Source organism: Pseudozobellia thermophila (genome assembly GCF_900141855.1).
In the GTDB taxonomy this organism is placed as follows: domain Bacteria; phylum Bacteroidota; class Bacteroidia; order Flavobacteriales; family Flavobacteriaceae; genus Pseudozobellia; species Pseudozobellia thermophila.
The window spans coordinates 503,964-517,257 of record NZ_FQYU01000002.1 but is presented as its reverse complement, the minus strand read 5'-3'; the positions used below and the strand labels follow the sequence as shown (position 1 = coordinate 517,257).

The 13,294-nt window shown below is 48.7% G+C and carries 11 protein-coding genes; 5 read left to right on the top strand and 6 right to left on the bottom strand.

Features of this window, described 5'->3' with window-relative positions; translation table 11 throughout:
• Positions 1-2 precede the first annotated feature (2 nt).
• The gene (locus BUB37_RS07675; protein ID WP_072991284.1) at positions 3-803 is read left to right on the top strand and encodes an FAD binding domain-containing protein; all 801 of its coding nucleotides are present in this window, start codon (positions 3-5) and stop codon (positions 801-803) included.
• 48 nt (positions 804-851) lie between these two features.
• On the opposite strand, the gene BUB37_RS07670 is transcribed toward BUB37_RS07675, so the two are convergent.
• The 3 genes from BUB37_RS07670 to BUB37_RS07660 all read right to left on the bottom strand — a co-directional run bounded on the left by BUB37_RS07670 (position 852) and on the right by BUB37_RS07660 (position 2,854).
• The gene (locus BUB37_RS07670) at positions 852-1,214 is read right to left on the bottom strand and encodes a TfoX/Sxy family protein (RefSeq protein WP_072992650.1); all 363 of its coding nucleotides are present in this window, start codon (positions 1,212-1,214) and stop codon (positions 852-854) included.
• A gap of 41 nt (positions 1,215-1,255) precedes the next feature.
• On the bottom strand, positions 1,256-1,864 hold the full coding sequence (locus tag BUB37_RS07665; RefSeq protein WP_072991281.1) for an FMN-binding negative transcriptional regulator: 609 nt from the start codon (positions 1,862-1,864) through the stop codon (positions 1,256-1,258).
• A 153-nt stretch (positions 1,865-2,017) separates the two neighbouring features.
• Positions 2,018-2,854 (bottom strand): endonuclease/exonuclease/phosphatase family protein, encoded by an 837-nt coding sequence (locus BUB37_RS07660; RefSeq protein WP_072991278.1) that lies wholly within the window; start codon positions 2,852-2,854, stop codon positions 2,018-2,020.
• A gap of 199 nt (positions 2,855-3,053) precedes the next feature.
• On the opposite strand from BUB37_RS07660, the gene BUB37_RS07655 reads away from it, so the two are divergent.
• Positions 3,054-4,085 (top strand): AI-2E family transporter, encoded by a 1,032-nt coding sequence (locus BUB37_RS07655; RefSeq protein ID WP_072991275.1) that lies wholly within the window; start codon positions 3,054-3,056, stop codon positions 4,083-4,085.
• A gap of 30 nt (positions 4,086-4,115) precedes the next feature.
• On the opposite strand, the gene BUB37_RS07650 is transcribed toward BUB37_RS07655, so the two are convergent.
• From BUB37_RS07650 to BUB37_RS07640, 3 genes are all read right to left on the bottom strand, one after another.
• A complete protein-coding gene (locus tag BUB37_RS07650; protein ID WP_072991271.1) occupies positions 4,116-5,420 on the bottom strand; it encodes a DEAD/DEAH box helicase in 1,305 nt (434 codons plus the stop codon).
• A gap of 95 nt (positions 5,421-5,515) precedes the next feature.
• Positions 5,516-7,072, bottom strand: coding sequence for an NAD(P)/FAD-dependent oxidoreductase (locus tag BUB37_RS07645; protein WP_072991268.1), 1,557 nt, complete (start codon positions 7,070-7,072; stop codon positions 5,516-5,518).
• 70 nt (positions 7,073-7,142) lie between these two features.
• Positions 7,143-8,009 (bottom strand): AraC family transcriptional regulator, encoded by an 867-nt coding sequence (locus BUB37_RS07640; protein WP_072991265.1) that lies wholly within the window; start codon positions 8,007-8,009, stop codon positions 7,143-7,145.
• A 169-nt stretch (positions 8,010-8,178) separates the two neighbouring features.
• On the opposite strand from BUB37_RS07640, the gene BUB37_RS07635 reads away from it, so the two are divergent.
• From BUB37_RS07635 to BUB37_RS07625, 3 genes are read left to right on the top strand one after another with little or no spacing between them, the layout of a single operon-like run.
• Positions 8,179-11,271: a PVC-type heme-binding CxxCH protein gene (locus BUB37_RS07635; protein WP_072992647.1), complete on the top strand. Its 3,093-nt coding sequence runs from the start codon at positions 8,179-8,181 to the stop codon at positions 11,269-11,271.
• A 25-nt stretch (positions 11,272-11,296) separates the two neighbouring features.
• The gene (locus tag BUB37_RS07630; RefSeq protein ID WP_072991262.1) at positions 11,297-12,157 is read left to right on the top strand and encodes a sugar phosphate isomerase/epimerase family protein; all 861 of its coding nucleotides are present in this window, start codon (positions 11,297-11,299) and stop codon (positions 12,155-12,157) included.
• 4 nt (positions 12,158-12,161) lie between these two features.
• Positions 12,162-13,289 carry a Gfo/Idh/MocA family oxidoreductase gene (locus tag BUB37_RS07625; RefSeq protein ID WP_072991259.1) on the top strand — a complete coding sequence of 376 codons (1,128 nt, stop codon included), beginning with the start codon at positions 12,162-12,164 and terminating at the stop codon, positions 13,287-13,289.
• Positions 13,290-13,294 lie beyond the last annotated feature (5 nt).

Sequence of the window (13,294 nt, the reverse complement as noted above, 5' to 3'; positions counted from 1 at the left end):
AAATGATACCAGCAAAATTCGACTATATAAAGGCATCTTCAATTAGCGAGGCCGTCAACCTCCTGGACAAACACGGTTATGATGCGAAAATATTGTCCGGGGGGCAAAGTCTGCTTCCGGCTATGAAGCTAAGGCTCAACCGGCCCGAAATAGTGATCGATATCCATGGGATCCCAGGAATGGACACTATTGAGGAAACAGGTGATGAGGTAATTATCGGCGCCAACTGCACGCATACCCAAATATTGAATTCCGAAGTGGTGTACAAAAATCTCAACATTATGCACCAAGCGGTGCAGACCTTGGGCGACGTGCAGGTCAGGAACCGCGGAACCATAGGCGGGAGTTTGGCCCATGCCGATCCGTCGGCCGATTATCCGGCCGTAGTACTGGCCTGTGAGGCAAATATAGAAGTAGAGGGAAAGAACGGAAAACGGAGCATTGCGGCTACCGAATTTTTTGAGGGCATATTTACAACGGCCTTGGAAGACGATGAGATCATAACCGCGGTACGGTTCCCGAAAATAGCCCATGGCACGTATTTGAAGTTTTACCAATCGGCCTCGCGGTTCGCGGTGGTCGGGGTGGCCGTCGTTCACGAGGGAAGCGGTGTAAAAGTGGGAATTACCGGAGTGGCCGATACGCCGTATAGGGCAACCGAGGTAGAAAAGGCGTATAATGGCAACAGCGATGCCGCCGAACATGCCGTAGATGGCGTAGAGGTGATGAGCGACCATTTTGCCGATTCCGAATACAGGGCCCATCTGGCCAAGGTAATGGTGAAAAGGGCCTTGGAGGCCTGATGTGATCAATACGAAATAACCCAAGCCCCGACGTTTTGTCGGGGTTTTTTATTTCCTTTTTTTACTGCTTTGGGCCAAGGGATTGTAATCGAGGCAAAGTTGGATCCAAAATTCCAAATCGGCATCGGTATCGAAACCCTCGGCACTGACGAAAACATAGCCTTTCATTGGCCGGCCCGTAAAGTTCATTTCGGAGCAGTGGTCTTGGCTCATGGCCATGCCGTAATTTTCGGGGCCGACGCGGCACATGAGCCTTGCCGAATCCGTTTTTTTATCGGTATTCAACCCAAAACACATTTTGTCATCGACCATATAGCACAGGCCGCCCATCATTTTTTTTTCCTCAAAGGCTATTGATCTCTGTTTTAAGATTTGCCTGATCCTGTCGGCCAAATATTCATCGTATGCCATGGTTTCCTTGTTTTTGGTAGGGGGGAGCGAAAGCAAATATATCAGTTTCCCTTTTTCATTGCCTTGGCAATGGCATGGCTTCCCGGATCGTCCCGGTCTTCCAGTTCTTCGATGATCTTGCCATGGTCGTGTTCCCTGTTCTGTGATAATTTGTACCGGGCCTGGATATCGGTAATTTCGATTTGGAAACCGACAATGCCCTTTACCTGTTTTAAGGTTTGGGGCGACATATTTTTCAAGGAAACGGGGTGTTTCGAATGGGCTTCATAGGTGTCTACAAGCCGGTGTAGGGAAGCCATGGTTTCCGCTTCGTCCAGAATTTTGAGTTTTCCGTAGACATGGACGGCGATGTAGTTCCATGTGGGTACTTCTTCCTCTTGGTACCAAGACGATGAAATGTAGGCGTTCGGACCATTGAAAATGCAGAGCACTTCCTCTGTTCGTAAAAAATGCTTTGCTTGTTCGTTGGCTTTCGCAATATGGCCGGTCAGGAATTCCTTCCCGTTTGTGTCGTACTCCAATTCCAACGGAATATGTGTGGCCAAGGTCTTTCCTTCCGAATGGGTGACCAAGACGCCAAAACTGTTGGCCTTGATAAACTGCCTTACTTCTTCGGGATTCCCATTTTTGTGATAATCAGGAATGTACATGGGTCGTTACGGGTATTTGGTTCGCTTATGCTGCCCTAAAACATTTTTTGTTCATTGCCTATGTGTTTTGCACGATAGGGGCACTATTTTCTAGGGGATCCGGGAATTCGATTCTACCCGGCCTTGCACCCCTTTATAAACCCAACAGGTCTCCTAATGGCTCAGCTCCGCAATTACGGGCAAATGGTCTGAAACGTGCTTGCCGTTCGGCAATCGTTCATCGATATGCGAATAGGACCTCACAGTAAAACCCTCGGTAAATATATAATCGATCCTTCGGTTGATGGGTTCTTCAAGATTAAAGCCGTTAAAGGTGCCTATGGGGCCCTTGTTCGGTTTTTCTGCGACCAAGAGTCCATCGGTCATTTTTTTGGCCAACAGTTCGATGGGCTGTTGTTCGGGCTGTAGGTTAAGGTCGCCCATAAGTACCACGGGCAGCTTTTCGCGGTTGATCGCCTTTATCTTTTTTAGAATGAGTTTGACCGATTTTTTTCGGGCCTTGACCCCGCGGTGGTCAAAGTGTGTATTGAATACCCAAAACCTTTTGTCGTCGTCCTTGGTCTTGAAAAGGGCATAGGTGCAAATGCGCTCCAGTGCGGCATCCCACCCGATGGAAACTTCATCCGGGGTGGTCGAAAGCCAGAACGTACCCGATTTTAAGAGCTCGAACTTTTGCGTGTTGTAGAAAATAGGGGAAAATTCACCCTTTTCCTTGCCGTCTTCCCTTCCCACCCCTACATAATCCAGATGGGGCATCGATTCGTTCAAAAACTGCAACTGCCTGAACAGAACCTCTTGCATGCCGATCACTCCGGGATCGAACTTGTTGATAAGGTCGACCATGGGGTGTTTCCTGTCGTTCCAGTTGTTCACGGTATCGCTTACGTTGTCGTATTTGATGTTGTAGGTCATGACCTTGACGTCCTGGCCTTGTAGGGTAAAGGCAAGGAAGAATAAAATCGCAGGGGCAAAATACTTTAAACGCATCATGAAGGTTGTTTAGGGGTTCAATTTAGCCATTTCCAATGCATTTTACGCCCAAAATTAGATAACCGGAGCGAATTTTTTTTTGCCTTTCGCGCTTTTAATCCAAACCGGTCAAAAAATGAAGCGTAAAGGCTACCCTTTGCACGGTTTTCGATATACATTCGCCATGGGTTGCCCGTGGCATTTAACTATATGTTCCTCTATGAAATCGATACATCCCAATATTATCCGACAGATTTTCATACTGCTTCTTATCGTATGGATAGGCGGACTCATTTTTTGGGAAATTGTACCTTATCTCTCCGGCGTGCTGGGAGCCATTACCCTTTACGTACTTTTTCGCAAATGGATGGTCAGGTTGGTCCGAAAGGGGTGGAACCCCAACATCGCGGCGGCCTTGATCATGTCGATCTCTTTTATTGGCATTTTACTGCCCGTAAGTGGTTTGGTCGCCATGCTCGGAAGCAAAATAGGAAGGGCCATCGAGAAATCGGAAAGTGTGGTGGAGGCCATAAAGAATCAACTCTTCATCGTAGAGAAAGCCGTTGATTACGACCTTACTTCAAAAATCGATGCTTCGGGGGCCTCTACATGGTTGACCGAAAGGGCCTCTACCTTTGCCGGTGGGACGTTCACCATGTTCATCGCTATCGCGATCATGTATTTTCTACTCTATTATATGCTGACCAACAGAAGGCAGTTAAAGGAGTCGTTGTTCGGGTACATCCCCATCAGCAAGGAGAACTTGAAACTCATCGGGAATGAGGTCCAGGCAATGGTGCGGTCCAATGCGCTGGGCATACCTTTGGTCGCCGTGGCCCAAGGAGTGGTGGCCCTGATTGGTTTTTTTATATTCGGAATCGACAATCCGTTCTTTTGGTTCGTCATCGTGGCCATCGGTTCAATGATTCCCTTTGTTGGGACACTGGTAGGTATTCTTCCGGTTTTTATACTGGCCATGGCCAACGGTAACCAGGTTCAGGCCTGGGGCATACTTTTGTACGGGCTGGTGGTCGTAGGCTCTACCGATAATCTAATACGGCTCTACGTGCTTCAAAAACTGGACAACGTACATCCCCTGATAACCTTGATAGGGGTTATCGTGGGCGTACCGCTCTTCGGGTTTATCGGGCTGATATTCGGTCCCTTGCTTATCAGTCTTTTTCTGATTGTGGTCCGCATCTACAAAAAGGAATACGGGCAAGGGAGCTTCGGTAAGGAAGGGAATTTGTAAGATGCCCGAAGATATGACTCCTCAAAAGGGCTAATTGTCCCTTTCCTTGGTATTGCCTTGCCCCTTGTTTCGATTGCGATTGTTCCTGCCTCTGTAATTGGAATTTCTCGAGCGGCCGCGGTTGCGGTTGCGGTTCCGCGAAGGGTTGTTGTTTTTCGATGGGGCAGGTGTATGTTGCGACTCTTCCCCGCTCTCCTCGTCATCGACGAACTGGTGTTCGGGCATACGCGGAACCTCCTGTTTGATCAATTTTTCAATGTCCCGCAAATAGGGCCTTTCGTCCTTATCGCAAAAGGATAGGGCTATGCCGCTGGCATTGGCCCGTCCGGTCCGTCCAATACGGTGAACATAGGTCTCGGGTACGTTGGGCAAGTCGTAGTTGATGACCAAGGCCAGGTCTTCCACGTCGATTCCCCTGGCGGCGATATCGGTAGCGATCAAAACCCTTAGTTTTCCATCTTTGAAGTCGCCCAAGGCCTTTTGCCTGGCGGTCTGCGACTTGTTCCCGTGGATGGCCGCCGAACGGATGTCGGCTTGGGACAATTTTTTAACGATTTTGTTCGCCCCGTGCTTGGTTCTCGAAAAGACGAGTACCGAGTCTTTTGGCCGCTCTTTTAGCAGGTGGATCAGTAACTTGGGTTTGTTCCTTTTGCTCACGAAATATACCCCTTGGTCCACTTTTTCGGCCGTGGCCTGCTGTGGTTTTATGGTAACCCTTTCGAAGTCGCCCAGCATTTTTTGTGAAAGCTCTACAATGGTCTTGGGCATTGTGGCCGAGAAAAACAACGATTGCCGTTTGGGCGGCAATTGCGCGATAATTTTTTTGATGTCGTGAATAAAGCCCATATCGAGCATTTGGTCGGCCTCGTCAAGCACCACGAATTCGAGGTCGCGAAAGGTAATAAAGCCTTGTCCCATTAAATCCAATAGGCGACCGGGGGTGGCGATCAGTATGTCGACGCCGTTTCTTAGTGTGTTCACTTGCTTGCCCTGTTTGACGCCGCCGAAGATGACGGTGTTTCTGAGTCCCGTATGCTTCCCGTAGGCGGTCAGGCTCTCGCCGATTTGAATGGCCAACTCCCGCGTAGGGGTTACGATAAGGGCCTTAATTTTTCTTTTGCCCTGTTGGCCGTTCTGCGAACGGTATAGATGATGGAGTATGGGAATGCCGAATGCGGCCGTTTTTCCGGTTCCGGTCTGGGCCACTCCCAAAAGGTCTTTCCCTTTGAGTAAGATCGGTATGGCTTGTTGTTGAATTGGGGTTGGGGAGGTGTAGCCTTCGGCTTCAACTGCTTTAAGAATGGGTTCGGCGAGGCCGAGGTCTTTAAATGTCATATAAATAAATAAGTTGCAAAGGTACGTTTTATTTAATGGACTGGGTAAATAGTGTTAAAACTCTGCTTTTTCCGGGTTATTGCCGGTCGGGGAATTTACCCTCCTAAGCCCATGATGGCCGCCTCGGCACACCGTTCGCCATCCATGGCCGCGGAAACGATTCCACCGGCGTATCCGCCTCCTTCACCACAGGGAAAAAGGCCCTCGACTTCAGGATGCTCCAGTTTTTCGTCCCTAGGGATGGTGACCGGGGAAGAGGTGCGCGATTCTACACCGACGATGTTGGCCTCGGCCGTATAGTACCCCTTCATCTTTTTTCCGAATTCCTCGAACCCCTTTCGCAAACGGCTCCCTATCAGTTTGGGCAAGAGCGAATGCAAAGGGGCCGATTTCAATCCGGGCTGATACGATGTAGGGTTGAGGGCCGTTGAGATCCGTCCTTCAACGAAATCCGTTAATCGCTGTGAGGGAGCCATTTGCGTTCTTCCACCCGAAGTAAAGGCTAGACGCTCCAAATCTTTTTGAAATTCCAGTCCCTTCAAGTTGCCAAAGGGTTCGTACTTCCTGATATCGCGTTCGACATCAATTTCTACCACAATTCCCGAATTGGCAAATTGGTTGTTTCTTTTGGAGGGCGACATGCCGTTTACGACAACCTCGCCCGGAGCGGTGGCAGCGGGGACGATAAAACCTCCGGGACACATACAGAACGAATAGACGCCGCGCCCCTTGACCTGCTGCACTAGACTGTAGGCCGCGGCCGGTAAAAGCTCGTTGCGCTTCCCCGAACAATGGTATTGTATCGAATCGATGATGTGTTGGGGATGCTCGACCCTCACCCCCATGGCGAAGGACTTTGCCTTAAGTGCTATTTTCTTCTTTTCAAGCAGGTAAAAGATATCCCTTGCCGAATGCCCCGTGGCCAATATGAGGCGTTTGACCTCTATTTCCCTATCGTTGTTCAGGGTGATGGATTTGAGTTTGTTGCCCTGGGTCGTGATATCCGTTAGTTTAGTATTGAAATGCACTTCCCCGCCATGGTTCAGTATGGTTTCGCGAATATTTTTAACGATTTTGGGAAGTTTGTTTGTGCCGATATGCGGATGGGCGTCGATCAGTATTTCTTCGGTAGCGCCATGGTGTACCAAACTGTGAAAAATGCGTTTTACGTCGCCGCGCTTTAGGCTTCGGGTGTAGAGCTTGCCGTCGGAATAAGTCCCTGCCCCGCCTTCACCAAAGCAATAATTGGAGTCTTCGTTTACCAAGTGTTCTTGGTTAATGGCTCTCAGGTCGCGCCGGCGTTCCCGTACGTCCTTACCACGTTCAAAGACCACGGGTTTAAATCCGAGTTCCAGGCATCTGAGGGCCGCCCACATGCCTGCCGGACCGAAACCGACGATGTGTATGGGGTGGGACCGTGACACATCCTTGTAATCAAAAGAAGGGTCTTGGGCAGGTATAGCTTCCCCGATATACGCTGCCAGCTTGTAATTGAAAACGATCTGGGGCTTGCGCGCGTCGATCGATTTTCTGATTATTTTCAAGGCAAAGGCCGATTCGGGAAGTCCCAAGTACTTGGCCGCCCTATGTTTCAATTGCCCCGGTTGGGCTTCCTCTTCAAGGGATAAACGTATCTGTAGGTTTTTTACCATGGTGCAAAATTAGGGGAATTTGGCCCAGGAATTTACTTTATGGCCCTATAATCCTTCTTGGCCCGTGGCCCTATCTGCCGTATTCCTTTTTGTAGGCCAAGGGCGTTCTGTTGGTGATGGCCTTAAACTGGCGATTGAAGTTGGAAAGGGTCTGAAAGCCGCTTTCGTAACAGGCGGTAGATACATTTTTCTTTTGTTCGATGAGCAGTTTACAGGCGTGGCCGATCCGTATTTCACTGACGAATTGGGTGAACGACTTATTGGCGTGTACCTTAAAATACCTGCTGAAGGAAGTAGGGGTCATATTGGTCATCTCGGCGAGGTCTGAAATGGCCAGTTTGTTCTTAAAGTTTTTCATTACATACGAATAGACCTTGTACATTCTTTCGGTATCCGCTTCCCGTAGGGTGTTGGTATAGCCCGAACTCGCCAAAAGGTGATAGTTGTCGGTATGGCTGATACAGTTCAGAATTTTAAGCAAGTGCAGGATGCCATCGAGCCCTTCGAGACCAACCAATTGCATAATCATTTTTTTGAGCTTCTTGGCCGTGTCCCCGGTAAATTCCATTCCCCTTAAACTTTTGCGAAACACCCTTCGCAATCGAATGGCCTCATCGGTATGTAGGAAATTGTTTCCCAAAAAATCTTCCTTGAAGTAAATGACGACTCCTTGTGCCCAGGGACTGTTCTCGGTTTCCCCCTGTTCTTGGTCGCTTCTCCAGAGATGGGGCAGGTTGGGCCCTGTAAAGGTGATGTCGCCTACCTTGAACGGTTTTACGCTATCCCCGATAAAGCGGGTGCCGTTTCCCTTTAAGACTAGGAATATTTGGTACTCTGAATGAAAATGCCAATGAGGGTCGAAAATGGGGTCGTTCAAAAGTTTGGCGACGTAGGCCCTCGATTCTGGAATAGGTGATTTTTGAAGTGCGGTCTTCACTTTCGTAAGGTTTTTTTAAAGGTCTATTCTTGAAAATTTAAGCACTTATATATCAAATATATTAATTAAGAAGTTGAATTATGATATAAAACAGTCAGTATGTGATATTTCAGAGTGATTTTTTGATGTGGATTATTCTTATCATTGAATGCTGAAAATCAAAGGTCTTATGAAACTCAACTTATCAACCGGCTGCCCACTGCTCTTTTTGTTCTTGATTATGGCCTGTGGCCCCGAAGAAAAACAACTTGCGGAACACTTGGATGATGAACCCCGTCGCATCGAGATTTTGTTTTTGGGTCATTCGCAGGAACACCACAACTCCAGGGCCTATTTCCCGATCTTGGCTTCGGCCTTGGCCAAGGATGGGATCAATATCACCTATACCGAAAATCAAAACGATATCAATAAGGCAAACCTTTCTAAATACGATGGGTTAATGGTTTATGCCAATCATGAACAAATTTCCCCTAAGCAAGAAAAAGCACTTCTTGATTATGTATCCGAAGGACATGCCTTTATTCCCGTTCACTCGGCAAGCTTCTGTTTTAAAAACTCCCCCGCTTATATCGATCTGGTCGGGGGGCAGTTTATGACGCACGAAACGGGAACCTTTACCGCCGATATTGTGGCGAACGACCATCCTGCAATGCAAGGGGTCGAGGCGTTTTCTACATGGGACGAAACCTATGTCCATGATAAGATGGCCGACGATATAACGGTTTTGATGGAACGGGTAGAGGGAGCGCATAGGGAACCGTGGACATGGGTGAAGAATTTTGGCGCTGGCAAGGTTTTTTATACGGCCTATGGCCATGATGAAAGAACTTGGCGCAACCCCAATTTCCATAACCTGATCGAAAAAGGCATATTATGGGCGGTTTCGGATCATGTGAAAAAAAACTGGGAGGCTTTTATGAAAGACATGCCCGAGTTGACCTATAAGGAGGTGCCGAATATTCCCAACTACGAGAAACGCGACCCTGCCCCCAAATATCAATTTCCACTCTCGCCCGAAGAATCGGCCAAGTTGATCCAGGTACCCGCCGGTTTCAAGTTGGAGCTATTTGCCTCGGAGCCCGACATAATCAATCCGATAGCCATGAACTGGGACGAAAAGGGGCGGCTATGGGTCATTGAAACCGTAGATTATCCCAATACCGTGCGCAATGATCAAGGGGTCGGGGACGACAAGGTGAAGATATTGGAAGATACCGATGGCGATGGGAAGGCCGATAAGGTTACCGTTTTTGCCGAAAATTTGAACATACCCACAAGTTTTGCCTTTGTCAACGGTGGCATCATCGTTTCCCAAGCCCCTGTTTTTTTGTTCCTGAAAGATACGGATGGCGACGATAGGGCCGATGTGAGGGAAACCATCATTGATGGTTGGGGGACTTTCGATACGCACGCTGGTCCCTCAAACCTGCAATACGGTATTGATAACCACATATACGGGGTGCTGGGTTACTCGGGTTTCGAAGGAAAAATTTTCGGTAAGGACTTTAAGTTCAGGCAAGGTATCTACCGGTTCGATAAGGGGTACGGCGACTTTGAATTTTTGACCAGTACCAGCAACAATACCTGGGGCCTAGGGTTTACCGAGGATAATTCCATTTTCGCTTCTACGGCCAATAATACCCATAGTGTGTTTTTGGGCATTCCGAACAATAATTTTGCCCATATAGAAGGGGTTGAGATCCAAGGAAGCTTAAAAATAGACGGACATTACGACATGCAGCCCATTACCCCGAACTACAGGCAGGTCGATGTTTTTGGCGGATTTACCGCTGCGGCCGGCCACCATTTCTATACCGCCCGAACGTATCCAAGCCGGTATTGGAACAAAACGGCCTTCGTATGCGAACCGACCGGGGGACTGGTACATATCGCCCAAATCGAAAAAGACGGTGCTGGATATGTTGAAAAGGATGGTGGAAACCTCTTTGCGGGGGCCGATGAATGGGTTTCGCCTGTTGAGGCAAAGGTAGGTCCCGATGGGGTGGTTTGGGTGGCCGACTGGTATAACTTCATCGTTCAGCACAATCCTACTCCCAAGGTGGAACGCGGTGGTTTTAATGCGGAAAACGGACCGGGAAATGCCTACGTCAATCCATTGCGCGACAAATCGCACGGGCGTATATGGAGGGTGGTCCCCAAGGAATACGACAATCCCGACATTTTCGAACTTGATATAGACGACCCCGATGCACTGGTGCATGCCCTGGGACATACCAATATGTTTTGGCGTATGACCGCCCAACGTCTATTGGTGGAACGGGGTAACGACGACGTTCTTAACGATCTCTATAAGCTGGTCAACAACAATGCGGTAGACCGTCTTGGGCAGAATGCCGCTGCCTTACATGCCTTGTGGACGATTGATGGCCTGGGGGCGGTGCAAGGCGATAAGAATGCCGCTGCCGTGGTCAGGGGGGCTTTGTTTCACCCTGCGGCCCCGGTGCGCAAGGCCGCCATACAGATCCTTCCAAAAAGCAATGGGGCCGATGGGGCCCTAAAGCTGGCGGGAGTGCTGAATGACAGGGATCCGTCGGTCCAATTGGAGGCCTTGTTGTATTTTTCGCAACGAAGTCCTTCTAAGGAAATAGGTGAGGCCCTTTATTCGCTCAGTCAAGATAAGGCCGTGCAAGAAGACAAATGGCTGTCCCAAGCCGTTTATGTGGCGGCGTCAAAGCATATCGATGGCTTTATAGGTGAATTTAAAAGGCATCATATGGAGTATAGGACAAAGCCTTTGCGGGGTGAGGGTAATAAAAAGGTTTTGGAGGGAGCCAGGCTGGCGGAGACCTTTGTGGAAAATTATATAGACAGGGTAGGTACCACTGGTGTGGGTGCATCTGCCGATGAAGCAGGGTCCGGATCCGTAATCAATATTGGAACGGTGACCAATGAAATGAAATTCGATGTTTCCGAATTTGTTGTCGAAGCGGGAAAAAAGGTGACCATTGTTTTTTCGAACACCGATTTTATGCAGCACAACCTGGTCATCGTACAAAAGGGACAAAAGGAAAAAGTAGGGGCGGAGGCCGATAGGTTGGCCGTTGATCCCATGGGACCCGAAATGAACTATGTCCCGGAAATACCGGAAGTCCTTTTTGCGACTGCCATTGTAAATCCCGAAGAGGGCGTTACCCTAAGTTTTACGGCGCCTATGGAACCGGGCGAGTATCCCTTTCTGTGCACTTTTCCAGGGCACTGGCGCATCATGCAAGGGGTTATGAAAGTCGTTCCCGCTAAATAATAATTGACCAGAAACTGAATATATTATGTTGAATTCCATAAAACTTGGGGTGAGTACCTGGTTGTGGCAGTCTCCCTTTACTAATGAATCGGTATCCCTTTTTCCCAAAATAAAAGCCTTGGGCTTCGATTTGGTCGAAATTCCTGTCGAGGACCCAAAGCTTATCGATGCTAAAGTGGTAAAGGACGCATTGGCCAAAAATGGTCTATCGGCTTCGGTGTGCGGGGTGTTCGGCCCTACCAAAGACCTGACCAGTGACGATGTCCAACTGCACAAGAATTGTTTCGATTACGTGGAAAAGTGTTTTGAGCTTTGTGCCGCCCTGGGTGTTGATTTTTTAGCAGGCCCTATGTATTCGTCGGTCGGTAAGGCAAGAATGGTACCCGACGAACAACGCCGGGCCGAATGGGAGCTCGCGGTCAAAAACCTGAGAAAGGTCTGTGCCCTGGCCAAGGGTTTTGGCCAATCCATTGCCTTGGAACCCCTGAACCGTTTCGAGTCCGATTTAATAAATACGGCAGAAGACGTAAGGTGCCTGATTGATGATATAAACGAGCCTAATGCCAAAGTTTTGCTTGATGGTTTTCATATGACCATTGAGGAGGAAAATATTAGGGAGGCGATCCATACGGTGGGCGATAAATTGATCCATGTCCAGGTGTCGGAAAACCATAGGGGGATACCCGGGACGGGTCTGACCCCATGGGACGATTTTCATCAAGGTTTAAAGGATATAAATTATACAGGGGATATCGTTATTGAAAGTTTTACCCCCGAAATACAGGAACTCGCCGGTGCGGTCTGTATCTGGAAAAACTTGGCCGATAGTCAAGACGAATTCGCCAGGGAAGGAATAAAATTTTTAAAGGAAACATTCAAAAGTTAGATAAATGGAAACAAAGAAAATAAACGTGGCCATTGTAGGACTGGGATTCGGGGCGGAATTTATCCCGATTTACCAGAAGCATCCCAATGCCAATCTTATTGCGATCTCGCAACGAAACGAAAAAAAGTTAAACGATTTGGCGGATGCCTTTGGTATCGATAAAAGGTATACCGATTACGATGAGCTTTTGAAGGATCCCGAGATCGACGCGGTTCATATCAATACACCTATTCCCGACCACGGCATTCAGTCGATCAGGGCCTTAAAGGCGGGCAAGCATGTAGCTTGTACGGTTCCCATGGCCACGACGGTCGATGAGTGTCGCGAAATTGTAAGGCTTACCGAAGAAACGGGGCTGACCTATATGATGATGGAAACCGTGGTCTATGCCCGGGAGTTTCTGTATATGAAAGAACTGTATGATAATGGCGAATTGGGCAAGGTGCAGTTTTTAAAGGCCAGTCACCAACAAGACATGGACGGTTGGCCGAACTACTGGCCGGGCTTGCCGCCCATGCACTATGCCACCCATTGCGTAGGGCCGGTCCTGGCCTTGACCCGGGGGCAGGCCGAATATGTTTCCTGTTTTGGTTCGGGAACCATTCGGGAAGAATTGATAGGCCACTACAACTCGCCGTTTGCCGTAGAGACCACGCATATCAAGTTTAAGGATTCCGACTTGAGTGCCCAGGTCTACCGTTCGTTGTTCGATGTGGCCCGTCAATACCGTGAGAGCTTTGAGGTTTATGGTTCAAAAAAGTCTGTGGAATGGCCCTTGATCGAAGGAAGGCCTTTGGTGGTGCATACGGCCAAGAAACCCGAACCGGAAATACCGGAAGAGGTTGATAGTCCCGATTTTGCAAAGCTATTGCCCAAGGAGATACAGCCTTTTACCACCCAGGGGGTTTACGATACCGATGAAAACCAGCACTTGTCGTTTACCCAAGGGGCCGGGCATGGGGGCTCGCACCCCCATTTGGTCCATGCCTTTGTAGATGCTTTGGTACAGGGCAAATCCCCTTATCCCAATGCACGGCAGTCGGCCAATATTACCTGTGTGGGCATTTTGGCCCATGAGTCGGCCTTAAAGGGAGGGGAGATTATCAAGCTTCCCGGGTTTACCTTGTCCTAGAATAA